Source organism: Sphaerotilus sp. FB-3 (assembly GCF_023706025.1).
In the GTDB taxonomy this organism is placed as follows: Bacteria; Pseudomonadota; Gammaproteobacteria; order Burkholderiales; family Burkholderiaceae_C; genus Sphaerotilus; species Sphaerotilus sulfidivorans.
This window is the reverse complement of record NZ_BQWE01000014.1, coordinates 1-24,084: the sequence shown is the minus strand read 5'-3', so window position 1 is coordinate 24,084 and position 24,084 is coordinate 1. Positions and strand designations below refer to the sequence as shown.

The window sequence follows — 24,084 nt, the reverse complement described above, 5'->3', positions numbered from 1 at the left end:
GTCAGGCACAGGCAGGGGGGTATCCTGCCACAGCCGCTGCACCGCGCCGGTGCGCCCCGCGCCGCTGCGCGCGCCCTGTCGCGGCGCCTCGAGGTTCAGTCCTCGAAGGCCAGCCCGACGTAGTTCTCGGCCAGTGCGGTCATGCCGGCGGTGGAGTGGACCAGCCAGTCCAGCTCGGCGGTCTGCATGCGGTGGCCGACCTCGCCGGTGTCGCCGGGGCCGGCCGGGAACTTGTGCAGCAGGCTGGTCATGTGCCAGGAGAAGCGCTCGGCCTTCCAGATGCGGCGCAGCGCCTTGCGCGAGTAGTCGTCGATGCCGGCCTCGGTGTGGTCGGCGTAGAACTCGATGAAGGCGCGGCTGAGGTAGCGCACGTCCGCGGCCGCCAGGTTCAGGCCCTTGGCGCCGGTCGGCGGCACGATGTGCGCGGCGTCGCCGGCCAGGAACATGCGGCCGAAGCGCATCGGCTCGGCGACGAAGCTGCGCAGCGGCGCGATGCTCTTCTCGATCGACGGGCCGGCCTGCAGCGCAGCCGCGGCGGCCGGGTCGAGGCGGCTCCTCAGCTCGTCCCAGAATCGCTCGTCGCTCCAGTCCTCGACCTTGTCCTGCAGCGAGCACTGCACGTAGTGGCGCACGCGGGTCTTGCTGCGCATCGAGCACAGCGCGAAGCCGCGCTCGTGGTTGGAATAGATCAGCTCGTCCGACACCGGCGGCACGTCGGCCAGGATGCCCAGCCAGCCGAAGGGATAGACGCGCTCGAAGTGGGTGATGCGCTCCTTGGGCACGCTGGCGCGGCACACGCCGTGGAAGCCGTCGCAGCCGGCGATGAAGTCGCAGGCGATCTCGTGGCGCACGCCCTCGAGCTGGAAGCTGACCCGCGGCGCGGTGGTGTCGAAGTCGTGCACCGCCACGTCCGCCGCCTCGTAGACGGTGGGCAGGCCGGCGGCGCGGCGCGCGTCCATCAGGTCGCGGGTGACCTCGGTCTGGCCGTAGACCATCACCGTCTTGCCGCCGGTCAGCGCCTTCATGTCGATGCGGTGGCGCTGGCCGCCGAAGGCCAGCTCGATGCCGTCGTGCACCAGGCCCTCGCGGTGCATGCGCTCGCCCACGCCCGCCTCGTCGAGCAGGTCGACGCAGACCTGCTCCAGCACGCCGGCGCGGATGCGGCCGAGCACATAGTCGGGGCTGCGCTGCTCGAGCACGATGTTGTCGATGCCGGCCTTGTGCAGCAGCTGGCCGAGCAGCAGGCCGGACGGGCCGGCGCCGACGATGACGACCTGGGTGCGGCGGAGAAGGGTCATGGGTGTCTCCTCTGGGGGGGTGGGCTAGAGCAAGGGCTTGAGCTGCTCCTGCGCCTGCAGCAGCATCGGCAGGCAGCGATCGAGCAGATCGGGAATCGACACGCGAGCGGCGTGCACGCTGACATTCATCGAGGCGACCACCTCGCCGCGGCGGTTGCGCAGCGGCACGGCCACGGTACGCAGGCCCGGCTCGAACTCCTGGTCGACCAGCGCATGGCCCTGGGCCCGCACGCGGGCGAGCTCCTCGCGCAGGCGGTCGCGGTCGGTGAGGGTCTGCACGGTGCGCGCGGCCATCGTCTGCCGGGCCAGCCAGGCCTCGCGCTCGGGCTCGGGCAGCCAGGCGGTCAGCACCCGGCCGTTGGCGGTGCAGTAGGCCGGCACGCGCGTGCCCGGCTGCAGCGTCGACGACACCACCCGGCCGGCGGTCACCGCCGCCACCGCGATCACGTCGTCGCCGTCGAGCACGCCGACAGAGCCGGCCTCCTGCATCGCCATCGCGATGCGCTGGAGCTGCGGCTGGATCGCGCGCGGCAGCTTCGCCGAATGCATGTAGGACTGGCCCAGGCGCATCACCTTCGGGCTGAGCGAGAAATGGCGCTCGTCCTGGCGCGCATAGCCCAGGTGCACCAGCGTCAGCAGGCAGCGGCGCACCGCCGCGCGGCTGAGCCCGGTGCGCAGCGCGACCTCGCTGATCGTCAGCCGCGGGCGGTCCTGGTCGAAGGCCTCGATGACGCGCAGGCCCTTTTCCAGACCGCCCAGCAGGTCGCGCTCGGCGATGTCGGCGGTCTCGGGCAGCGGCGGAAGGTGGGGGGTGGAGGTGTTCATCGGGATCTGATGTCGGTCAAGGTTAGGAAGCGCGGCCAGGCGGCCGACGATCGGTGCGACATGCGCACTATGCAGTGATGATCGTGCGGCATTCGCACAGACATGCCCACCGGGCAGGCCCAGGCCCCGACAGCACCACGTCATCCGCAGCCGAGCACAATCGATGCATGAGCGATCCGGCCCTGACCCCCCCGCCGTCCGTTCCCTCGGTCCCGCCGGTCGAGGAGCGCCTCGCCCGGCTGCGCCGGATGAAGCACCTGGCGCTGCTGGCGCTGGTGCTGTGCGCCGGGCTGCTGGCGCTGGCGCACCAGCAGGGCCGCAGCGGCCTCTGGGGCTGGGTGGCGGCCTTCGCCGAGGCGGCGGTGGTCGGCGCGCTGGCCGACTGGTTCGCGGTGGTGGCGCTGTTTCGCCGCCCCCTCGGCCTGCCCTTCCCGCACACCGCGATCCTGCCGCGGCGCAAGCCGCAGCTCGCCGACCAGTTCGCGGTCTTCATGCGCGACCGCTTTCTCGACACGCCGACGCTGCTGGCCCGGCTGGATGCCCTCGATCCGCTGGCGCGGCTGGGCGAATGGCTGGCCCGCGAAGACAACGCACGCCGGCTGGCGACGCATCTGCAGGGCCTGGGCGGCGTGCTGCTGGGCAGCATCGACGATGCACGGGTGCGCGGCCTGCTGCAGGGGGCGGTAACGCAGCGGCTCGAGCGGCTCGACCTGTCGCATGCCGCCGGGGATCTGCTCGACACCCTGACCGCGCAGGGCCGCCATCAGCAGCTCTTCGAGCAGGCGCTGCTGCAGCTGGCCGAGCAGGTCGACAGCGAGCCGGTGCAGCGCACGCTGGCCTCGGTGCTGCTGGAGATCGCCGGACAGGAATATCCGCTGGCGCTGCGCACCATCGGCCTGGTCGCCGACACCGACGAGTTCGGCCGCCGGCTGGCCTCGGCGACCGCACGCGGCCTGACCCGCTGGGTGCACGAGGTCTGCGAGGATCCGCAGCATCCGCGCCGGCTGGCCTTCGATCGCAGCGTCGCCGAGCTGGTCGAGCGGCTGCGCCAGGACCCGGACTTCGCCTCACGCATCAATGCCGCCAAGGACCGCTGGCTGCACGAGCCGGTGCTGCAGGACTATGTGCGCGGCCTGTGGGACGAGCTGCGTGCCTGGCTGCTGGCCGATCTGGCCTCGCCGCAGTCGCGGCTGCAGGAGCAGATGCTGCTGGCGGCGCAGCGCCTGGGCCGGGCGCTGGGCAACGACGCGGTGCTGCGCGCTGCGCTGCAGGCGCATCTGCGCACGGTGGTCGAGCAGAGCGCGCCGGCGCTGCGCGATCTGGCCGCCACCCACATCGCGCGCACGGTGCGCGGCTGGCATGACGAGCAGCTGGTGCAGGAGATCGAGCTGGCGATCGGCCGCGACCTGCAGTTCATCCGGCTCAACGGCACGCTGGTGGGCGGGCTGATCGGACTGGTGCTGCACGCCCTCGGCGGTTGACGGCCGGACACGACGCTTCATCTGTTGGAGCGATGCACGCAGGCAAGCCTTGAGTGAAACAATCGTCACAGATCGGAAACGTCATTCAGAAACGCCGTGACTTCATTCACGCAGGGAGAAAGAGATGACCGCTCGAGGCGCGCTGGAACTGCTGCTGAACGAACTGGGCCGACTGCCAGGCACCCGCCTGATGCCGGTCTCGACCCGCGCGCCAGCCCCGCGTGTGCCGGCGTCCATCAGCGCCGAGGACGCCCGCTGGACCTGGTACGACACCCAGCCGGGCGAGTTCTCCGGCCTCGAGATCACCGAGTACAGCGTGCCGGCCGCCCTGTGCCAGGCCGTCTTCCAGCCCCGGGACCGCGCCTTCCCGCCCGCCGGCAGCCGTTGAAGGCCGGAGGAATCTGCCCGTGAGCTGCAATGACCTCGGCGCCCTGCTTGCTGTCCGTGACGAGGAACACGATCTTGTTACGCTCGGGGGCATGAGCGCCGATGCCCCGAGTCCCGCACCGAATTCCGTTCCGAATTCCGTTCCGAGCCCCGCCCCGGCGCCGATGCGCCTGACCAGCGCGCATCGCCGGCGCCTGCGCGAGGTCTGGCGCTCGGCCGGCTGGCCGGCGCAGGACATTCTCGAGGCCGAGCTGCTGGCCGCCGGACTGCTCGAGCGTCATCACGACAGCGCCGGGCGCTGCACCATCCGGGTGACCGATGCCGGCATCCAGGCGCTGGCCGACTCCGCCGCGCGCAACCGCGCCGCCCGCAGTGCGCACGAGGCCCTGGTCGAGCAGGTCGCGCTGGCCATGATCCGCGAAGGCCGCATCGCCTGGCGCGGCCTGACGCTGCGTGCCCGCGTGCCGGGCGAATCCGGCGGCGGCACGCCCGTGCCGATGGAGCTGTCGGCCCATGACGCCTCGGTCGACCCCGGCCCGGTCGATGACCGGACCTGGCAGCTGGCGATGCCCGATGTCTTCTCGGTGCGGCACAGCTCGGTGGCGGCCTATCTGCAGCCGCTGGTGCACGAGATCAAGGTCAGCCGGGCCGACCTGCTGGCCGACCTGCGCCAGCCGACCAAGCGGGCGGCCTACCTCGACATGGCCGGCGGCCTGTACTACGTGCTCGCCGAAGGCATCGCCCGAGCCGAGGAGATTCCGGCCGAATGCGGCGTCATCGAGATGCGCGGCGGTCTGCTGCACACGCTGCGCCCGGCACCGATGCGCCCGCTGTCGCAGGAGTCTGGCCTGCCCTTCGCGGTCTGGATGGCGCTGGCTCGGGCGGTGCCGGTGCCGCGCCCGGAAAGCCTGCAGCTGCGCCTGGGCGACAGCCTGGAAAACACCGGTCCGCTGACGGATGACAGCGCGTGAGGCGGCCGCGGCCCGCGGGACTCAGGCCGGCAGCAGCGTGCTGAGGCTGCTGCTCAGCGTCGACCACCACAGCACCCGGGGCTGACGGGCCAGCGTGCCCAGCCGCGTCGGTGCGGCCGGCCGGCCGTAGTGCAGCAGGCTGCGCACCGGCACCTGGCGGCTGCGGGCCACCCACAGCACACCCTGGCGAGGTTGATCGGGCTGAAGCTCCAGCGTGACCGCGCTGCCTGCACGGCGCAGCTGCTCGACGCTGCGATCCAGCGTCTGCGGGTCGTGGCAGGCCAGCATGACCTGCGTGGCACGACCGGCCACCCGGTCGACCAGCCGCTCGAAGGCCTCGGTCGACTGGCGGCGCGCCGCACCGGTGTCGGCCCAGCGCTCATGCACCAGCCGCAGCCGCACGCCGGCCTCGCAGGCGCGGTCGGCATCGTGCAGGCTGGACTCTCGATCGGCCGACAGCGACAGACCCAGGCGGTCGTGATGCACGCGCAGCATCGCCAGCTGGTCGATCAGCCGGCCGGTCGCCTCGGGCGCCACCAGATCCAGCGTGACCGGCATCGCCCGCGAGCGGGCCGCCGCCAGCAGCCGCATCATCTGCACCGCGTCCTGACCCAGCGCGGCCGGCTGCACCAGCAGCGCGGCCTCCGCAGGCAGTTCGGACAGCCGGGCCATGCTGCCGATCAGACGCGCGACCACCTCGGCGGGCGACTCGTCCGCCTCCGGCCGGTAGCTGACGCAGGCGCCCATGCGCCAGCGCGCCAGCCGCACCGCCGCCGCCAGCACTTCATCGAAACGGATCGCGCCTCTGGACGGCGCACGACATTGCACAGCAACCCGGCTCGCGCCTGCCATTTCTGCCATCCCCTGTTTCACGGCTGTGTCCATCAGAGTCCCCACCCCACAAAGCGCGACAAGTGTCACGAATTCAATCAGATTTCGAAGGCAATACGAAGGCAAAAGTCGTGCCGATCAATTTTCATTGAGGTACCGCAAGGGCCTGGGATGCTCGTGACGACGGCGCCCACGGGGAAAACACCACGCCGGAGCGCGCCGCATTGCCGGACTTGCCCGGAAAGTGCACCGTCACGGGTCACCCCAGATGCACCACCGGGGTGAGCCGACGTACGCTGAAGGCCTGTTCAACACCGTCTTGGGGATCGGAGAAGCACGTGCCCTTGCCCGCACCGTTGCGCAGCCTCCAGGCCGATCTGCCGGCCTGCCCGCGTGTGCTGCTGGAACTGCAGACCCTGATGCGCGATGACGAGCGCGCCTTGCCGGAGATCGCCGCGCTGATCGAGTCCGACATGGCGCTGGCCGCCGCGGTCGTGCGCACCGTCAACTCGGCGATGTACGGCCTGCTGCGGCGGGTCGAGACGGTCGGCGAGGCGCTGCGCTATCTCGGCACCCGGGAGGTGGTGGCGATCAGCTATGCCAGCGCGCTGCGTGCGGCCTTCCCGCCCTCGCCGCGCATGAACGCGCTGTGGCGCACCGCCGGGCTGAGCGGCCTGCTGATGGGCCGCAGCGCTGCGGCGCTGGGCGTCGATCCGCTGCAGGCGCACACCGCGGGCCTGTTCGCATGCAGCGGCCAGGCGCTGATGCTGGCGCATCTGGGCCCGGCCTACGAGGCGATGCTCGAGGCCTTCGGCACCGACGCCGCCGCGCTGGACGTGGCCGAGACCAGCGCCTGGGGCATCGGACATGCCGCCTACGGCAGCGTGCTGTGTGCCAGCTGGGGGCTGGCCGGGCCGGTCGTCAGCTTCGTGCGCGAACGGGTGCGAGCCCCAGCGCAGCGCCCGCCGCTGGAGCCGATGCTGCGCCGGCTGCTCGCGCTGGGCGCCGCCACCGAGGCGCTGCTGCACGAGGACGGCGGCCCGGGCGCGCCGGCGGCGCTGTCAGCGCTCTCCGGGCTGCCCGCCAGCACCGACCTGCCCGAGCAGGCGCTGCGCGACGCGGTGGCACCGCACTGGCATCAGCTGGGCGAGCTGCGGGCACGCGGCTTGCAGATCATCGACTGACACCCGAGGAACCCCCATGGCCCGCGACCCCTCCCCCTCCCCGGCCGGCCACATCCGGCTCACCTCCCATCCCGGCCAGGGTGCGGCCGGGGCCCCGCCGATCCGCTGGGGCGAAGCCGATCCGCACGCACGCGGCCCGGTCGTCGGTACGACCGTCTCGCGCCACCAGCGCAATGTCGTCGGCACGCACAGCGGCAGCTACGGCGTCTACCGCGCGCTGGCGGTGGCGGCCGGCAACCTCGAGCGCGGCCACCGCGCCGACCTGACCAACACCGCGCCGACCGACCGCATCGGCCCTTATCCGCAGTGGTCCGAGCCCGAGCGCATCGTCTCGATCGATCCGTGGGGCGCGCTGGTCGCCGAGGTCTTCGCCGAGCAGATCGCCTCAGGCATGGACATCCGCCCGACCATCGCCGTCACCAAGGCGCACATCCACCTGCCCGAGGTGCGCCAGGCCATGGCCTTCCAGCGCCTGAAGCCCGACGGCCGCATCCTGCTGGAGGACGGCTCGGCGGCGGTGACCAAGATCGCGGTGGAGCCGGTCTGGTGGCTGCCCGGCGTGGCCCGGCGCTTCGGCGTCAGCGAGGCCGAGCTGCGCCGCGCGCTCTTCGAGGAGACCGGCGGCATGTACCCGGAGCTGGTCACCCGCAGCGACATCGAGGTCTTCCTGCCGCCGATCGGCGGGCAGACGCTCTATGTCTTCGGCGACGTGCGCGACCTGGCCGATCCGTCGGTGACGCTGACCGCGCGCATCCACGACGAATGCAACGGCTCGGACGTGTTCGGCTCGGACATCTGCACCTGTCGCCCCTACCTCACGCACGCGATCGAGGAGTGCATCGAGGGCGCGCAGAGCGTCGCGCACGGCGGGCGCGGCGGCGTGGGCCTGATCGCCTACAGCCGCAAGGAGGGCCGCGCGCTGGGCGAGGTCACCAAGTTCCTCGTCTACAACGCGCGCAAGCGCCAGGTGGGCGGCGACTCGGCCGACAAGTACTTCCTGCGCACCGAGTGCGTGGCGGGCGTGCAGGACATGCGCTTCCAGGAGCTGATGCCCGACGTGCTGCACTGGCTGGGCATCCGCCGCATCCACCGGCTGGTGTCGATGAGCAACGACAAGTTCGACGCCATCACCGGCAGCGGCATCGAGGTGGTCGAGCGCATCAAGATCCCGGACGAGCTGGTGCCGGCCGACGCGATGGTCGAGATCCAGGCCAAGATCGCCGCCGGCTACTTCACCACCGGCGAGGTGCCGGACGAGGCGGATCTGGCCGCCGTGAAGGGGCGCGGCCTTGAGTGAACATCACCGCCTCGACCCGCTGGTCGTGCTGAACGACCCGGCCACCGTACGCCGGCGCTGCCATGCGATCACTGCGGCGGTGGAGAGCGGCCACTCGGCGCATTTCCGCCTCGACCGCGGCGCGCTGCCGGCCATCGCGCGGCGCATCGCCGCCCTGACGCGCCGGCGATTCCCCGACCTGCAGATCCCGTATCACAGCCGCTGGCGCCATTTCGAGGCCGGCGGCGTCGACCGCAAGGACGAGATCGACGCGCTGCTGCGCCCGCTTGGCAGTGCCGGCCTGGCGCGTGCGCGCATCGATCTCGCGCTGATCAGCGTGCTGCTCGATGCCGGCGCCGGCCCCGACTGGCATTACGACGAGGCCGAGACCGGCCAGCGCCTGGCGCGCTCGGAAGGGCTGGCGGTGGCGACGCTGCGCGCCTTCGCGGCCGGCGCCTTCTCGTCGCGGCCGGACGAGCCCTGCCGGGTCGACGCCCGCGCGCTCGGCCGGATGGAGGCCGCGCCGCTGGCCGCCGTCTTCCAGGTCCGGCCGGACAATCCGCTCGTCGGCCTGGAGGGGCGCGCGGCGCTGCTGCGCCGGCTCGGCGCGGTGATGGCGGCGCAGCCCGAGCGCTTCGGCGACGACGGCCGCCCCGGCGGCCTGTTCGACCGGCTGGCCGCGCGCGCGCGCCAGCGCTCGAGCACCGCACCGGCGCTGCAGGCCGCCGAGCTGCTGGTCGAGCTGCTGGCGTCGCTCGCGCCGATCTGGCCCTCGGGCCAGAGTCTGGACGGGCGGCCGATCGGCGATGTCTGGCCGCACCCGCAGGCCAGTGCGCCGGACGCGCCGGCCGCCGGCCGGGTGCCCTTCCACAAGCTGTCGCAGTGGCTGACCTATTCGCTGCTGGAGCCCTTCGAGTGGGCCGGCATCGCGGTGGAAGGGCTGGACGCGCTCACCGGCCTGCCCGAATACCGCAACGGCGGCCTGCTGATCGACGGCGGCGCGCTGGTGCCGCTGGCGGCCGACTTCGCCGCCCGGCCTAGAACGGTCGACGATCCATGGGTGATCGAGTGGCGGGCGCTGACGGTGGCGCTGCTCGACGACCTGGCGCCGCTGGTGCGCGCCGAGCTGGGCGTTGATGCGCAGCAGCTGCCGCTGGCGTGCATGCTCGAGGGCGGCAGCTGGGCCGCCGGCCGCGAGATCGCCGCCGAGCGCCGGCCGGGCGGCGCACCGCCGCTGCGCATCGCCAGCGACGGCACCGTCTTCTGATCCCAACCTGATCCGCAACCCGCGAGGAGAGACCCCATGAGCACGATGAACACCCCCGGCGCCGGCCAGGTCCACGTCGTCGATCACCCGCTGGTGCAGCACAAGCTGACGCTGATGCGCCAGAAGGACCGCTCGACCAACAGCTTCCGCCGCCTGCTCGGCGAGATCAGCATGCTGATGGCCTACGAGGTCACCCGCGACATGCCGACGCAGATGATCGAGATCGAGACGCCGCTCGAGACGATGCTCAGCCCGGTCATCGAGGGCCGCAAGACCGTCTTCGTCGTCATCATGCGCGCCGGCAGCGGCTTTCTCGACGGCATGCTGCAGGTGGTGCCGGGCGCGCGCGTCGGCCACATCGGCCTGTACCGCGACCCCAAGACGCTGGTCGCGGTCGAGTACTACTTCAAGATGCCCGGCGACATGCACGAGCGCGATGCCATCGTGCTCGATCCGATGCTGGCCACCGGCAATTCGGCCGCGGCCGCGGTCGAGCGGCTGAAGGAGACCCGCCCGCGCTCGATCCGCTTCGTCAGCCTGCTGGCGGCGCCCGAGGGCCTGAAGCATTTCCACGAGGCCCATCCGGACGTGCCGGTCTACACCGCGGCGATCGATCGCCAGCTCAACGACCACGGCTACATCGTTCCCGGCCTGGGCGACGCCGGCGACCGGATGTTCGGCACCAAGTAAGCCGGGCCGATGTCGGGTCCGGGTACGGCTGTGGTTCAATTCCTCTCATCCGGAAGCGGCACGAATGGGCGTGCCGGCGGCCGGATTCTGCCGGATCCAGAGCGGATCGCGGCCCGCAGGCCTCCGCGCTGCCGCAGGAGAAGAGGCCCGGGGCGCGTGCCAGCCGCCACAAGGGCAGACCGGATGACACGAGATGGGGAATGCATGAACGAACCGGAGCGCCAGGACCCTCAGCACAGCAGCACGCTGGCTCGCCAGCTTCTCGACGGCTGCGCCGCCTCCGATGCGCAGCTGCTGAGCACGGTGCGGCAGGCGATCGACCTGGCCGGCGCCCGCCCCGCCGATGCGGCAAGCGCCTGGCGCCTGGGCTGGCTGCAGGCGCTGCAGCGGGTGCTGGACGGCGAGCCGGACGCCGCGCGCCAGCATCTGGCCCGGCTGCGCAGCAGCCCGCCGCCCCGGCAGGCGCCCGGCCAGGACACCACGGACCCCGCACCCGAGAACACCGAGCTGCCGCTGCTGTGGGTGGCCGTGCTGATCGCGCAGGCCCGGCAGGATGCGGCGGCGCTGGAAGCCGCCGCGCTGCGTCTGGCCGACGAGGCGGCCCGGATCGGTCATCGGCCACTGGCGGATCTGGGCGAACGCTGCCTGGCCCGCTGTCTGGACACCGAGCAGATGGCGCGCCGGCGTCAGGGTCTGGAGGCCCGCGACAGCGCCAGCCTGCCGTCCTCGGCGCGGCTGTCGCGCTATCTGACGCAGCTGCAGGCCAGCGTGCAGCCTGCGCTGGTGCCCGAGCACGCCGAGCACCTGCCCGCGCTGCCAGACCGGCAGGCCTTCATGCAGCAGGCGCACCGCCTGCTGCCGCTGCCGGCGGATCAGGACTGCGCGGTGCTGCTGCTGTCGGCCAGCGACATCGATCCGCCCGCCCAGGCCCGGCACGAACGGGTGCTCGCCGCCTTCGGCCAGCTGATCGGACTGACGCTGCGGGCCGGCGATCTGGCGGCCCGCTGGTCGGACGAGCAGATCGCGGTGCTGCTGCCGCAGGCATCGGCCGATGATGCCGCGCGCATCTGCCAGCGCATCGCGCAGGCGGTGCAGGAGCGCGACTGGTCGGCCCTGAGCGGCGATCGCCTGCTGCAGATCGACATCAGCCATGCCCAGGCCGGACCGGGCGACACGCCGCAGACACTGATGCAGCGCTGCGAGGCCGAGATGGCCGCCGGCCGCCGCCGCCGCCGCCGCATCGCGGCCTGACACCCGATTGCCCCTCTGCCGCGGAGACGTCCCGATGACCGAAGCCCGAGACCTGCTGATCCGCGATGCCACGCTGCCCGACGGCCGCACCGGCCAGGACCTGCTGATCCTGGCCGGGCGCATCGCCGCGGTCGGCCCGGCGCTGGCCGCGCCGCCGGGCCTGCCCACGCTCGACGCCCGGGGCTGGCTGCTCAGCGCGCCCTTCGTCGACGCGCATTTCCACATGGACGCGACGCTCTCCTACGGCCTGCCGCGGGTCAACGCCAGCGGCACGCTGCTGGAGGGCATCGCGCTGTGGGGCGAGCTCAAGCCGCAGCTCACGCAGGAAGCGCTGGTCGAGCGCGCGCTGCAGTACTGCGACTGGGCGGTGGCCAAGGGGCTGCTGGCGATCCGCAGCCATGTCGACATCTGTGACGACCGACTGCTGGCGGTGGAGGCGCTGCTGGAGGTCAGACGCCGCGTCGCGCCCTGCCTCGACCTGCAGCTGGTCGCCTTCCCGCAGGACGGCGTGCTGCGCCGCCCGGGCGCGCTGGCCAACCTGACGCGCGCGCTCGACCTGGGCGTCGAGGTGGTCGGCGGCATCCCGCACTTCGAGCGGACGATGGCGGACGGCGCCGAGTCGGTGCGCCTGCTGTGCGAGCTGGCCGCCGAACGCGGCCTGCGCGTCGACATGCACTGCGACGAGAGCGACGATCCGCTGTCGCGCCACATCGAGACGCTGGCCCATCACGCACAGCGCCTCGGGCTGCAGGGCCGCGTCACCGGCTCGCACCTGACGTCCATGCACTCGATGGACAACTACTACGTGTCCAAGCTGCTGCCGCTGATCGCCGAGGCCGGCGTGCATGCGGTGGCCAACCCGCTGATCAACATCACGCTGCAGGGCCGCCACGACACCTACCCGAAGCGCCGCGGCATGACGCGCGTGCCCGAGCTGATGGCCGCCGGCGTCAATGTCGCCTTCGGCCACGACTGCGTCATGGACCCGTGGTATTCGCTGGGCTCGGGCGACATGCTGGAGGTGGCGCAGATGGGCCTGCATGTGGCGCAGATGACCTCGCAGGCGCAGATGCGCGCCTGCTTCGACGCGGTGACGACGAATGCCGCGAAGGTGCTCGGGCTCGACGGCCACGGGCTGGACATCGGCTGCCACGGCGATGTCGTGCTGCTGCAGGCGCGCTCGCCGGTCGAGGCGATCCGGCTGCGCGCGACCCGGCTGGCGGTGGTGCGGCGCGGACAGGTGATCGCGCGCCGCGCACCCGCCCAGGCCGTGCTCGACCTGCCCGGGCGCGGACCTGCCACGGTCGACTGGACACTGCAGCGCTGAAGGTCGATCACCCCGCATCACGCTTTTCCAAGGGGGGAGCCGGACCGCTGGCCCGAAAGGCTCGTGGCTAGAATGGTCCTGCCCCGAAACTCAGAACGACAAACCTGCCCCGCTCATGAAACTCATCGGTTCGCTGACCAGCCCGTATGTGCGCAAGGTGCGCATCGTGCTGGCGGAGAAGAAGCTCGACTACAAGCTCGTCATCGAGGATCCGTGGTCGGATCCGGTCGGCCTGACCTCGGCCAACCCGCTCAGCCAGGTCCCCTGCCTGGTGCTCGAGGGCGGTGACGCGCTCTACGACTCGCGGGTCATCGTCGAATATGTGGACACGCTCTCGCCGGTCGGCCGGCTGATTCCGGAAAAGGGCCGCGAGCGCGCCGAGGTCCGCACCTGGGAGGCGCTGGCCGACGGCCTGCTGGATGCCGCGCTGCTGGCACGGCTGGAATCGACCTGGCCCGGCCGCGACGCCAGCCAGCGCTGCCCGGCCTGGATCGAGCGCCAGCTCGGCAAGATCGACGCGGCGCTGCGCACCCTGTCCGCAGGCCTGGGCGAACGCAACTGGTATTCCGGCCTGCATCCGACGCTGGCCGACATCGCGGTCGGCTGCGCGCTGAGCTATCTTGATTTTCGCTTTCCGGCGATCGCCTGGCGCGATGCGCATCCCAATCTGGACCGGCTGATGCAGCGCCTGTCGCAGCGCGCAAGCTTCGCGGCCACGCAGCCGCCGGCAGCCCCGCCGGCCTGATCAGAGCTTCAGCGTCAGCTCCACCACCCAGCCCGGACGGGCCGGGCCGATCGCCAGCGGTGCGCCCAGATCGCTGGCGATGCGCTCCATCATCGCGATGCCGCGGGCGGTGGCCTCGGCGCGGCGCCCCTCGGGCTTGCCGCGGCCATCATCGCTGATGCGCAGGCGCAGGCTGCGCTGCGAACGCTCCTCGAGCAGCCGCAGCTCGAACCCGGCCGCATGCGCGCCCTCGGCATGACGCACCACATTGTCCAGCGCCTCCTGGACCAGCCGCATCAGATGCAGCCGGCTGCGCGCCGGCAGATGCAGCGCCGCGGCGGCCTCGTCGACCTGCCAGCTCAACCGGATGCCCCGCTCGGCCAGCATCGGCTGGAAATGGGCCTGCAGACCGTGCAGGCCGTCACCCAGCGCCGCCGGTTCGGCACGCACGGCCTCGCGCATCAGCCGCAGCGACAGCAGCGCCTGCGCGAGCTGCTGGTCGAGATGCATCAGCCGCGCCGGACCGGGCAGGTCATCGCCGGTGCGCGCCAGCGTGCGCGCGGCCAGCAGCTGCATCCCGAGCCGGTCCTGGACCTCACCGACCAGCCGCTGCATGTCGGTGTCCGCCTCGGGCATCCCCGGCCAGCGCGCCAGCGTGGAGTCGAAAGGCAGCGAGCGGCACGGCAGCGCCTGCTCGTCCGCCCGGCCCTGCTGCCAGCGATGCCACAGCCGGCCGACCAGCGCCAGCGCCAGCATCGTGCCCAGCGCCAGCAGCCAGGCATCACTCGAGAGATCGGGTACAGCAGTCGGATTCACGGTGTCAGACGGGTTCGGAGCGGTTCAGCTTCATCCAGAAGGGGGAGCGAGAGAATTGTCACGACCCAGGGGCCGGACTCGCCACCCCGGGGCTACGGGTCCGGCAGCTGCGGCAGCCACCTGCACGAGGGGCCGGAGCACCACCAAAATCGCAGTTCATGCCGCATTCGCGCTCGCGCTACACTCGCGCCTCACAGCGCCGATTTGGTCCGGCTTGCGGGCGCTCTAGAAATTCCGCTAAAGAGGGGCACTCGACGACCCGGTGTCCGCCTCAGGCAGCGCCGGGTTTTTTTCGTGGTCGGAAACCTCTGGGAGCTCTCCCGATGTCGATGCAGGGACATGTCACCCCGCAGAAGATGCACTTCAGCGAAGCGCTGAAGCTGCGCAGCGGCGCCACGCTGCGCGATTACACGCTGGTCTACGAGACCTATGGCCGGCTCAACGCCGAGCGCAGCAACGCGGTGCTGGTGTGCCATGCGCTCAACGCCAGCCACCATGTCGCCGGCACGCATGCCGACAACCCGAAGAACGTCGGCTGGTGGGACAACCTGATCGGTCCGGGCAAGCCGCTCGACACCGACCGCTTCTTCGTCATCTGCATCAACAACCCCGGCTCGTGCTTCGGCTCGACCGGCCCGATGCATGTCAATCCGGACACCGGCCGCCTCTATGGCAGCGACTTTCCGGTCGTCACCGTCGAGGACTGGGTGAACGCGCAGGCCCGCGTGCTCGACCGGCTGGGCATTCATCAGCTCGCCGCGGTGATGGGCGGCAGCCTCGGCGGCATGCAGGCACTGAGCTGGACGCTGCAATACCCCGAGCGCATGCGCCATGCGCTGGTGATCGCCTCGGCGCCCAACCTGTCGGCGCAGAACATCGCCTTCAACGAGGTCGCCCGGCGCGCGATCGTCACCGACCCGGACTTCCACGGCGGCCATTTCTACGCGCACGGCGTCGTGCCCAAGCGCGGCCTGCGGGTGGCGCGCATGATCGGCCACATCACCTACCTGTCGGACGACTCGATGGAGGCCAAGTTCGGCCGCGAGCTGCGCTCGGCCGAGCTGGCCTACTCGACGCAGGAGATCGAGTTCCAGATCGAGAGCTACCTGCGCTACCAGGGCGACAAGTTCAGCGAGTACTTCGACGCCAACACCTACCTGCTGATCACGCGCGCGCTCGACTACTTCGACCCGGCCCGGGCGTTCGGCGGCGACCTGTCGCGGGCGCTGGCGCGCGCGCAGGCGAAGTTCCTGGTGGTGAGCTTCACGACCGACTGGCGCTTCTCGCCGGCGCGCTCGCGCGAGATCGTCAAGGGCCTGCTCGACAACCGGATCGACGTGAGCTACGCCGAGATCGACGCGCCGCACGGCCACGATGCCTTCCTGCTGGACGACGCGCGCTACCACGGCATCGTGCGCGCCTGCTACGACAACATCGCCCGGGAGATCGGCGCATGAGCAACCGCCAGGCCCTCGAACTGATCGCCGATCTGGTGCCCCAGGGCAGCCGTGTGCTCGACCTCGGCTGCGGCGACGGCGCCCTCCTGGCGCTGCTGCGCGACCGGCGCGGCTGCCGCGGCTACGGCGTCGAGCTCGACGACGCCAAGGTGCTGGCGGGCGTGCAGCGCGGCGTCAACGTGCTGCAACGCAACCTGGAAGAAGGCCTGAGCCTCTTCGAGGACAACAGCTTCGACGTGGTGCTGCAGCTCGACACGCTGCAGAACCTGCGCAACACCGAGGACATGCTGCGCGAGACCGCGCGCGTCGGGCGCATCGGCATCGTCAGCTTCCCGAACTTCGCGCACTGGCCGAACCGGCTGCGCGTGCTGCAGGGCCGCATGCCGGTGACCAAGGTGCTGCCCTACCAGTGGTACGACACGCCCAACATCCGCGTCGGCACCTTCGCCGACTTCGAGATCCTGGCGCGCAAGAACGGTCTGCACATCCTCGACGCCTTCGGCCTGCACGAGGGTGAAGTGGTACGGCACTGGCCCAATCTGCTGGCCAGCACCGCGGTCTTCAAGTTCGAGCACCGCTGAGGCTCACCTGGTCGCGGCCGCGCCGCTTGGCCTGGTACAGCGCCAGATCGGCACGGTGCAGCCAGTCGGCGGCCGATTCGCTGCCGTCCCACTGCGCCACGCCGAAGCTGGCGGTGACCGTGCCGGCGATCGCCATCGGCTCGCGGCGCAGCGCCTGCCGGGCCAGCTCGGCCTGAGCCAGCGCTCCGGCCAGATCGGTCGCGGGCAGCAGCAGCGCAAACTCCTCGCCACCCAGCCGGCCCAGCAGGTCTGCACCGCGCATCTGCCGGCGCAGGCGGGCAGCCACCTCGCGCAGCACCCCGTCGCCTGCGGCATGACCATGCCGGTCGTTGATGCGCTTGAAGTGATCGATGTCGATCATCACCAGCGACAGCAGCGCCTGCTGATGCTGCTGGGCCTGCGCCAGTCGATCCATGAAGCCGCGCCGGTTCACCGCGCCGGTCAGGCTGTCATGCAGCGCCAGCCGGCGCAGCGCCTGGCTGTGCTCACGCGCAGGTCGGCGTACCAGCCGGTGCAGGGCCCGGTTCAGCAGCAGGAAGATCAGCAGCAGCGCCAGCACCCGCGGCGGCAGGTGCTGGCGCCAGTCCTCCCGGTCCATCCAGGTCAGCAGGCCCAGACCGGCGCTGGCGACCACCGCGGCCAGAGCCACGGCAAGATCGATGCGCGCGCGCAGGTTCATCAGACATCCGTGTAGCCAGTTGCTTACACATTGTTTCATATAAAGCTGTAAATCCGGATGATTCCGCCCCGGATCAACCCGCACTCCGGCTCGGCTTTCACCAATCTGACGAATTCAAGCCTGTAGAGTGCGGAATTCGATCTTTGTCGTGGCATCGCGCCACCCGTCCGCCGAGGAGTTCCCATGCAGCCACTCGATGATCAGGACCGGCAGCTTCAGGACAAGCGTTCCCCCACCCACCGCCGCGCGCCTCTGTGGCGTTGCTGGATCACCGGCGGCCTGACGGTGGTGGCCCTGACCGTCACCAGTCTGGGCTCGCACCACAGCGGCAGCCTGGCGCGGCTCAGCCGGTTCTCGCCCACCGAGACGATCGCCCGGCTCGCCGCCCATGCGCAGGCCTATGGCCTGAGCGTCTTTGCCCGCATTCCGCTGCACGACCGCGAGGGCCGCGGCGAGTGGCTGGTGCTCGGCCTGGCCGAGGACGAGACCGCGATCGTGCAGAGCGACGATCCGGAGCAGATCGTCAGCCTGCCGCTGACGATGCGCATCACCGCCGAGGCCGGCGGCGGCTCGCGCATCCAGTTCCATGCCACCGACGAGCTGCCGCGACTGCCCGACGGCACGCTGCCCCCACAGCTCATCGAGGGTCTGGACGCGCTGCCGGCGCTGCTTGACGACGCGCTGGGCTGAGCTGGCTACACTGACCGCCGGACGGCCGCCTCCGGCCGGACACGAGGTCCGCATGAATGCCCCCGACACCCTGATCCGTCCCGACCCGACCGCGCTGGCGCAGCATGTCGCCGCCACCTGGGACCGCGACATCGTCCGCGAGCTGACCGACTACATCGCGATTCCGGCCAAGAGCCCGATGTTCGACGCCGACTGGGCCGCGCACGGGCATCTCGACACCGTGGTGCGCCGCGCCGCCGACTGGGTGAATGCGCGGCGCGTGCCCGGTCTGACGCTGGAGATCGTGCAGCTGCACGACGCCGCCGGCCGGCGGCGCACGCCGGTGCTGTTCTTCGAGGTCGCCGCGACCCGCCACGAGGTGGCGGTCGGCACCGCGCAGCAGCCCAGCGTGCTGATGTACGGCCACCTCGACAAGCAGCCCGAGTTCACCGGCTGGCGCGCCGATCTCGGCCCCTGGACCCCGAAGCGCATCGACGAGCGCCTCTACGGCCGCGGCGGCGCCGACGACGGCTACGCGGTCTATGCCGCGATCGCCGCGATCGAGGCGCTGAAGGACCAGGGCGTGCCGCACCCGCGCATCGTCGGCCTGATCGAGACCGGCGAGGAAAGCGGCTCCGACGACCTGCCCTTCTACGTCGACGCGCTGCGCGAGCGACTCGGCGCGGTGAGCCTGGTGGTCTGCCTGGACTCGGGCGCCGGCAACTACGAGCAGCTCTGGCTGACCACCTCGCTGCGCGGGCTGGTCAGCGGTGCGCTGAAGGTGGAGGTGCTGGAGGAAGGCGTGCATTCGGGCGACGCCAGCGGCGTGGTGCCGTCGAGCTTTCGCATCCTGCGCCACCTGCTCGACCGGCTGGAGGACAGCGCCACCGGCCGGCTGCTGCCCGGCGCCTTCCATGTCGAGATCCCGGCGGCGCGGCTGGCGCAGGCGCGCGCCACCGCCGCGGTGCTGGGCGACGAGGTCTGGAAGCGCCAGCCCTGGGCCTGCGGCGCCGAGGGCCAGCCGGTGCTGCCGATGACCGACGATCCGGTCGAGGCGCTGCTGGGCCGCACCTGGCGGCCGACGCTGAGCGTGACCGGCGCCGAGGGCCTGCCGCCGCTGTCGAGCGCCGGCAACGTGCTGCGCCCCTTCACCGCCTTCAAGCTCAGCCTGCGCCTGCCGCCGACGGTCGACGCCAACGCCGCGGCCGAACACCTGAAGGCGCTGCTGGAGGCCGACGCGCCCTACCGCGCCCGCGTGACCTTCCAGCCCGACGGCCGTGCCGGCGCCTGGGGCGCCAGCGGCTGGGACGCGCCCGAGCTGGCGCCGTGGCTGGAGCGCGCGATGGACCGCGCCTCGCACGACCAGTTCGGCGCACCGCTGGGCTACATCGGCCAGGGCGGCACCATCCCGCTGATGAACCTGCTGCAGAAGAGCTTCCCGCGGGCGCAGATGATGGTCTGCGGCGTGCTCGGCCCGAAGAGCAACGCGCACGGCCCGAACGAGTTCATCGACCTGGCCTACGCGCGCCGGCTGACCGCCGCGGTCGCGCAGGTCATTGCCGCCCACCCCTGAGCCTTGCGGCCCTTGTGCAGGCTGCCTGGTGCGGCCTGCCGTTCCTGCCATGCCCTTCCGACTGCCTCGCCTTCTTCCGTCACGCGCCCTGGGCGCGCTGCTGCTGCCGCTGGCCCTGTCCGGCTGCGGCACGCTGCTGCCACCGGCCTGGATCATCGGCCAGCAGCGCACGATGATCACCGACCATCAGCACTTCGACAACGCACCGATTCCGGCCTCGCGCCAGCCGGTGCCGCTGCCGACCGCGCCCGAGGCGCTGAAGCTGCCCGCCGCGCCCGACGGCGGCGATCTCGGCCCCTGGCTGGAGCAGCAGGGCACGGTCGCGCTGATCGTGCTGCGCGACGGTCGCATCGTGCACGAGCAGTATTTCGCCGGCCGCCAGCGTGACACGCTGCTGACCTCGTTCTCGGTGGCCAAGTCGGTGGTGGCGCTGCTGCTGGGCCAGGCGATCCGCGACGGCCACATCCGTGGCATCGACGATCCGGTCACCCGCTACCTGCCCGAGCTGGAGCGCCAGGATCCGCGTTTCGCCCAGGTGAGGCTGCGCGACCTGCTGGCGATGCGCAGCGGCATCGCGTTCCAGGAAAAGTACAGCTCGCCGTGGTCGGATGTGGCGGTCTTCTACCTGACGCAGGACCTGGGCCGCGCGGTGGCCGGCCTGAAGATCGCCGAGCCGCCGGACCAGCGCTACCGCTACAGCAGCGGCGACACCCAGCTGCTGGGCATGGCGATCGAGCGCGCGACCGGCCAGCGGCTGCACCAGCGGGTCGCGCAGGACCTGTGGGCGCCGATGGGTGCCGGCATGGATGCCAGCTGGAGCGTCGACAGCGCGGTGCTCGGCCAGGCGCGTGCCTTCTGCTGCCTGAACGCCCGTGCGCTCGACTTCGCCCGCATCGGCCAGCTGATGCTGGACCGCGGCCGTGTCGGCGCACGCCAGGTGGTGCCGGCAGAATGGATCGACACACTGCTGACGGTGCAGACCCATCCCGGCGACGATGCGGCCGCACAGCGCAACATCGAGCTGCCGGGCCGGCCGGAAGCGGCTTTCTACACCGGCCAGTGGCGCCGCCTGCCGCAGGGCCCGCTGGAGATGCGCCCCGATCCGGCTTCCGGGCGCGACCCGGCCACCCTGGTGCCGGGCACCGACTTCTACGCGCAGGGCCAGCACGGCCAGTACATCTTCGTGGCGCCGCGCCAGCGCACCGTCGTCGTGCGGCTGGGCACCGATCGCCGGCCCGGCACCTGGTGGCCGGGCGTGCTGGGCCGCATCGCGCGCAGCGGCCTGGACGGCACCGAGCCGGGGGTCGAGGCGCTCAGCGCGCGCTGAGCCAGCCGTCGACGATCGCCGCGCTGGCACGCGAGGCGACCTCGTCGATGAAGCGCATGAAGTCGACATGCGCGCTGTCGTCGGCGCGGTCCGAGATGCTGCGCAGCACCGCAAACGGCAGGCCGAGGTCATGGCAGGCCTGCGCCAGCGCCGCGCCCTCCATCTCGACCGCCAGCGCATCCGGCAGCGCCTGACGCAGTGCCGCACATTCGGCCGCGGCGCCGACGAAGCGGTCGCCGCTGACGATCAGGCCGCGATGCAGGGCCGGACGGCTCACGCCGAGCGCCTCGGCCGTCGGGCCGAAGGGCTGCGGCAAGGCCAGCACCGCCTCGCAGGCCCTGGCCAGCGCCTGGGTCAGCGCCGCATCGGCCGGAAAGCGCGAGCGCCCGGTCAGCGGCACCTCGAAGCGCGGGAACAGCGGCGAGGCATCCATGTCGTGCTGCAGCAGCGTGTCGGCCAGCACCAGATCGCCCACCTTCACGCCGTCGCCCAGGCCGCCGGCCACGCCAGTGAAGACCAGCGCGCCGACGCCGAAGCGCTCGGCCAGCAGCGTCGCGGTGGTCGCCGCCGCGACCTTGCCGATGCCGCACAGCACCAGCACCACCGGCACGCCGTGCAGCTGACCGACCAGGAAGTCGCGCCCGGCATGGCGCTGGCGCTCGAAGTCGGCCTCGTGGCCGCGCGCCAGCAGCGCGGCGAGTTCCTGGTGCAGGGCACTGACGATCGCCAGCGGCCGGATCGGGGTCGGGCAAGACATCTCGGAAGGGGACGGGCAGGACGGCGTGCTCATGATCGGCGCGAGCATACGCCAGCCGGCGCGCGTCAGTCGCCGAGATCTTCCAGGCCCAGGGCGCGCCGCACGGTGCGCGCCGTGGCCAGCCCTCGCAGGCGTTCGACCTCGGCGACGAAGTCGGTGGCGACCTGCTCCAGGTCGTCGAGATCCTGCGCCTTTTCGATGCGCAGCGTGTAGCGGTAGCCCCGGAACAGGCCGAGCGTCTGGCGCGCCAGCGCGTTCAGGCTGTCATAGAGATCGGTGTAAGCCAGCGTGGAGTGCAGCCGGGGCCGCGTGCTCAGAGGAATGAAGGCGCTCTGCGGATCCGCCTGCTGCGGCACGATGACCGGCGCAGGCGCGGGAGCGGACGCAGGCGGCACCGTGCCAGACGCGGGGGAGACGAACCGCGGCACCTGCAGCGGGATCGGCAGCGCCAGCCGGGCCAGTTCGTCGGCGCGAAAGACCGGACCGAAATCGCTGGGCAGCGGCGCCGGACGGGTCTCGGCAGGTCCGGCCTCCGGCACCGGCTCGATCAGGCCGGCCTGCTCGAGCACGCCCACCTCGGCCCAGCCGACGCCGTGCACCATCTGCAGCCACTGCCGGACCGGCTTCGACGCGTCGAGGAGCAGCAGCAGATTGCGCGCCGAACGCGGCAGCGGGTAGTGCCGGTCACGCAGCACCTGTCGGCCGCGCACCGACTTGGCGTAGTACTCGGCCATGGTCCCTGCCTGACTGCTGCGGCGACCCTGCATGCGCGCTGCGGCAGTCAGGGCTTGCGGTCGCGCAGCTCGCGCCGCAGCACCTTGCCGACCGGCGTCTTGGGCAGCTCGTCGCGGAACTCGACGACACGCGGGCGCTTGTAGCCGGTCATGTTCTGCTCGCAGTAGGCCCGGACATCGGCCTCGGTCAGCGCCGGATCGCGCCGCACGATGACCACCTTGACCGCCTCGCCAGTGCGGCTGTCGGCCACGCCGACCGCGGCGCATTCCGCCACGCCGGGCATCTGCGTCAGCACATCCTCGATCTCGTTCGGGTAGACGTTGAAGCCCGACACCAGGATCATGTCCTTCTTGCGGTCGACGATGCGGAAGTAGCCGCGCTCGTCGACCATGCCGATGTCGCCGGTGCGGAAGAAGCCGTCGGCGGTCATGACCTTGGCGGTTTCGTCCGGGCGCTGCCAGTAGCCAGCCATGACCTGCGGACCGCGTATCGCGATCTCGCCGGCGGTGCCCGGCGGCACCTCGCGGCCGTCGTCGTCGAGCAGGCACATCTCGGTGCCGGGCAGCGGCAGGCCGATGGTGCCGGTGAAGGCATGGCTGTCGGTCGGGTTGCAGCTGACCGTCGGCGAGGTCTCCGACAGGCCGTAGCCTTCGCAGATGGAGCAGCCGGTCTTCTGCAGCCACAGCTTCGCGGTGGCCTGCTGCACCGCCATGCCGCCCCCGACCGAGATCAGCAGATGGCTCCAGTCGACCGACCCGAAGGCGGGATGGTTGGCCAGCGCATTGAACAGCGTGTTGACCGCCGGAAAGGTATGGAAGCGGATGCCCGAGAGCTCCTTGAGCAGCGCCGGCAGATCACGCGGATTCGGGATCAGCACATTGCAGGCGCCGACCCGCGAGCCCAGCATCATGTTCGTGTTGAAGCCGAAGATGTGATAGAGCGGCAGCGCGCAGATCTGCACCAGCTGCTCGCCGGGGGGCAGACGCTTGAGGGCCGGCTGGTACCAGGCATCGCACTGCAGCACATTGGCGACCAGATTGCGGTGCAGCAGCATCGCGCCCTTGGCCACGCCGGTGGTGCCGCCGGTGTACTGCAGCACCGCCAGGTCCTCCGGCCCCACCGCCACCGGCTGCAGGCTGCGCGACCGACCCTGCGCCAGCGCATCCCGGAAGCGCAGGGTGCCCTTCAGCTCGAAGGCGGGCACCAGCTTCTTGACCCGGCGCACCACGAAATCGACGATCGCCGCCTTCGGAAAGCCGAGCAGCTCGCCCAACGAGGTCAGGATGACCTTCTCGACCGGCACCGAGGCACGCACCTGCTGCAGCGTGTGCGCGAAGTTCTCCAGGATCAGCAGCACCTTCGCGCCGGCATCGCGCAGCTGGTGCTCGAGTTCGCGCGGGGTGTAGAGCGGATTGACGTTGACCACCACCATGCCCGCACGCAGGATGCCGGCCACCGCGATCGGATACTGCGGCACGTTGGGCAGCATGACCGCCACCCGGTCGCCCTTCTTCAGCCCCTGCGCCTGCAGCCAGGCCGCAAAGGCGAGCGACATCTCGTCGATGCGGGCATAGCTGAAGGTCTGCCCCATGTAGCGGTAGGCATCGCGGTCGCGAAAGCTCGCGAAGCTTTCGTCCAGCAGCGCGACCAGCGATGCGTAGCGGCTCACCTCGATCTCGGCGGGAACCCCTTCGGGGTAGTGCCTCAACCAGACTTTGTCCATTCAGATGTCTCCAGTGCTGCGGACTATTCTGGTGGAGGCCGCTCAGGCGGACATCAGGGGATTCATTCAGAAGCTGTCGCCCTTGTTACTCATATCAAGGCCTCACGTCACCAGGGCGATTGCATTAGCCATCGCTCGAAGTTTGTGCATGGCTGACTGAACCGGGCGTCAAACCGAAGAGCCCTTGCAGGTAGTCATCGCTCCAGCCCATGCGCTTGCGCTTGGTCTTCTGGCTGCCCTTGCTGGCGTCGAGCT

23 protein-coding genes and 1 riboswitch are annotated in these 24,084 nt (G+C 71.3%); of the genes, 15 read left to right on the top strand and 8 right to left on the bottom strand.

Features of this window, described 5'->3' with window-relative positions:
* Positions 1-95: 95 nt before the first annotated feature.
* Positions 96-1,298 carry a 4-hydroxybenzoate 3-monooxygenase gene (pobA, locus tag NFT33_RS07360; RefSeq protein ID WP_251674223.1) on the bottom strand — a complete coding sequence of 401 codons (1,203 nt, stop codon included), beginning with the start codon at positions 1,296-1,298 and terminating at the stop codon, positions 96-98.
* A gap of 24 nt (positions 1,299-1,322) precedes the next feature.
* The gene (locus NFT33_RS07355; protein ID WP_251674221.1) at positions 1,323-2,123 is read right to left on the bottom strand and encodes an IclR family transcriptional regulator domain-containing protein; all 801 of its coding nucleotides are present in this window, start codon (positions 2,121-2,123) and stop codon (positions 1,323-1,325) included.
* Positions 2,124-2,290: 167 nt separating this feature from the next.
* On the opposite strand from NFT33_RS07355, the gene NFT33_RS07350 reads away from it, so the two are divergent.
* The 3 genes from NFT33_RS07350 to NFT33_RS07340 all read left to right on the top strand — a co-directional run bounded on the left by NFT33_RS07350 (position 2,291) and on the right by NFT33_RS07340 (position 4,962).
* Positions 2,291-3,604 carry a DUF445 domain-containing protein gene (locus NFT33_RS07350; protein ID WP_251674219.1) on the top strand — a complete coding sequence of 438 codons (1,314 nt, stop codon included), beginning with the start codon at positions 2,291-2,293 and terminating at the stop codon, positions 3,602-3,604.
* A 124-nt stretch (positions 3,605-3,728) separates the two neighbouring features.
* The gene (locus NFT33_RS07345) at positions 3,729-3,992 is read left to right on the top strand and encodes a hypothetical protein (RefSeq protein ID WP_149502034.1); all 264 of its coding nucleotides are present in this window, start codon (positions 3,729-3,731) and stop codon (positions 3,990-3,992) included.
* A gap of 163 nt (positions 3,993-4,155) precedes the next feature.
* On the top strand, positions 4,156-4,962 hold the full coding sequence (locus NFT33_RS07340; RefSeq protein WP_220787856.1) for a hypothetical protein: 807 nt from the start codon (positions 4,156-4,158) through the stop codon (positions 4,960-4,962).
* A 21-nt stretch (positions 4,963-4,983) separates the two neighbouring features.
* On the opposite strand, the gene NFT33_RS07335 is transcribed toward NFT33_RS07340, so the two are convergent.
* Positions 4,984-5,814, bottom strand: coding sequence for a hypothetical protein (locus NFT33_RS07335; RefSeq protein WP_251674217.1), 831 nt, complete (start codon positions 5,812-5,814; stop codon positions 4,984-4,986).
* Positions 5,815-6,137: 323 nt separating this feature from the next.
* On the opposite strand from NFT33_RS07335, the gene NFT33_RS07330 reads away from it, so the two are divergent.
* The 7 genes from NFT33_RS07330 (at position 6,138) to NFT33_RS07300 (ending at position 13,533) form a co-directional block, all read left to right on the top strand.
* Positions 6,138-6,977 carry an HDOD domain-containing protein gene (locus NFT33_RS07330; RefSeq protein ID WP_251674214.1) on the top strand — a complete coding sequence of 280 codons (840 nt, stop codon included), beginning with the start codon at positions 6,138-6,140 and terminating at the stop codon, positions 6,975-6,977.
* Positions 6,978-6,993: 16 nt separating this feature from the next.
* Positions 6,994-8,274, top strand: a complete 1,281-nt coding sequence (locus NFT33_RS07325; RefSeq protein WP_251674212.1) for a GTP cyclohydrolase II — start codon at positions 6,994-6,996, stop codon at positions 8,272-8,274.
* Complete coding sequence (locus NFT33_RS07320; RefSeq protein ID WP_251674210.1) at positions 8,267-9,520, top strand: URC4/urg3 family protein; 1,254 nt, start codon at positions 8,267-8,269, stop codon at positions 9,518-9,520. The genes NFT33_RS07325 and NFT33_RS07320 overlap by 8 nt, the downstream gene beginning before the upstream one ends.
* Before the next feature lie 36 nt (positions 9,521-9,556).
* Entirely contained in the window at positions 9,557-10,210 is a 654-nt protein-coding gene (gene upp / locus NFT33_RS07315) for a uracil phosphoribosyltransferase (RefSeq protein ID WP_149502023.1), read from the top strand.
* A gap of 204 nt (positions 10,211-10,414) precedes the next feature.
* A complete protein-coding gene (locus NFT33_RS07310) occupies positions 10,415-11,461 on the top strand; it encodes a diguanylate cyclase domain-containing protein (RefSeq protein ID WP_251674208.1) in 1,047 nt (348 codons plus the stop codon).
* 34 nt (positions 11,462-11,495) lie between these two features.
* Positions 11,496-12,788 (top strand): amidohydrolase family protein, encoded by a 1,293-nt coding sequence (locus NFT33_RS07305; RefSeq protein WP_251674205.1) that lies wholly within the window; start codon positions 11,496-11,498, stop codon positions 12,786-12,788.
* A gap of 115 nt (positions 12,789-12,903) precedes the next feature.
* Positions 12,904-13,533: a glutathione S-transferase family protein gene (locus NFT33_RS07300; protein ID WP_251674203.1), complete on the top strand. Its 630-nt coding sequence runs from the start codon at positions 12,904-12,906 to the stop codon at positions 13,531-13,533.
* Here NFT33_RS07300 and NFT33_RS07295 read toward each other — a convergent pair whose 3' ends face one another.
* Entirely contained in the window at positions 13,534-14,328 is a 795-nt protein-coding gene (locus tag NFT33_RS07295) for a sensor histidine kinase (RefSeq protein WP_251674200.1), read from the bottom strand. It lies immediately after the preceding gene.
* Between the two features lie 186 nt (positions 14,329-14,514).
* Positions 14,515-14,586: riboswitch (SAM riboswitch) on the top strand.
* 65 nt (positions 14,587-14,651) lie between these two features.
* Here NFT33_RS07295 and metX point away from each other — a divergent pair.
* Positions 14,652-15,785: a homoserine O-succinyltransferase MetX gene (gene metX / locus NFT33_RS07290; protein WP_220787865.1), complete on the top strand. Its 1,134-nt coding sequence runs from the start codon at positions 14,652-14,654 to the stop codon at positions 15,783-15,785.
* Positions 15,782-16,366: a methionine biosynthesis protein MetW gene (gene metW / locus NFT33_RS07285; protein ID WP_037481606.1), complete on the top strand. Its 585-nt coding sequence runs from the start codon at positions 15,782-15,784 to the stop codon at positions 16,364-16,366. The genes metX and metW overlap by 4 nt, the downstream gene beginning before the upstream one ends.
* Here metW and NFT33_RS07280 read toward each other — a convergent pair.
* Positions 16,347-17,045, bottom strand: a complete 699-nt coding sequence (locus tag NFT33_RS07280; RefSeq protein WP_251674198.1) for a GGDEF domain-containing protein — start codon at positions 17,043-17,045, stop codon at positions 16,347-16,349. The two genes, metW and NFT33_RS07280, sit on opposite strands and share 20 nt — an antisense overlap.
* Before the next feature lie 183 nt (positions 17,046-17,228).
* Between NFT33_RS07280 and NFT33_RS07275 the strand changes: the two genes are divergently transcribed.
* Genes NFT33_RS07275 through NFT33_RS07265 form a run of 3 tightly spaced genes read left to right on the top strand, consistent with a single transcriptional unit; the run spans position 17,229 to position 20,614 of the window.
* Complete coding sequence (locus tag NFT33_RS07275) at positions 17,229-17,735, top strand: hypothetical protein (RefSeq protein ID WP_251674196.1); 507 nt, start codon at positions 17,229-17,231, stop codon at positions 17,733-17,735.
* Between the two features lie 52 nt (positions 17,736-17,787).
* Positions 17,788-19,287: a M20/M25/M40 family metallo-hydrolase gene (locus NFT33_RS07270; protein WP_251674194.1), complete on the top strand. Its 1,500-nt coding sequence runs from the start codon at positions 17,788-17,790 to the stop codon at positions 19,285-19,287.
* Positions 19,288-19,336: 49 nt separating this feature from the next.
* A complete protein-coding gene (locus NFT33_RS07265) occupies positions 19,337-20,614 on the top strand; it encodes a serine hydrolase domain-containing protein (protein ID WP_251674192.1) in 1,278 nt (425 codons plus the stop codon).
* Here NFT33_RS07265 and NFT33_RS07260 read toward each other — a convergent pair.
* The 3 genes from NFT33_RS07260 to NFT33_RS07250 form a co-directional block, all read right to left on the bottom strand.
* Positions 20,601-21,371: a 5'-methylthioadenosine/adenosylhomocysteine nucleosidase gene (locus tag NFT33_RS07260; protein WP_251674190.1), complete on the bottom strand. Its 771-nt coding sequence runs from the start codon at positions 21,369-21,371 to the stop codon at positions 20,601-20,603. The two genes, NFT33_RS07265 and NFT33_RS07260, sit on opposite strands and share 14 nt — an antisense overlap.
* A 65-nt stretch (positions 21,372-21,436) precedes the next feature.
* Positions 21,437-22,105: a hypothetical protein gene (locus NFT33_RS07255; protein WP_251674188.1), complete on the bottom strand. Its 669-nt coding sequence runs from the start codon at positions 22,103-22,105 to the stop codon at positions 21,437-21,439.
* Positions 22,106-22,152: 47 nt separating this feature from the next.
* On the bottom strand, positions 22,153-23,829 hold the full coding sequence (locus NFT33_RS07250) for a long-chain-fatty-acid--CoA ligase (protein WP_251674186.1): 1,677 nt from the start codon (positions 23,827-23,829) through the stop codon (positions 22,153-22,155).
* Positions 23,830-24,084 lie beyond the last annotated feature (255 nt).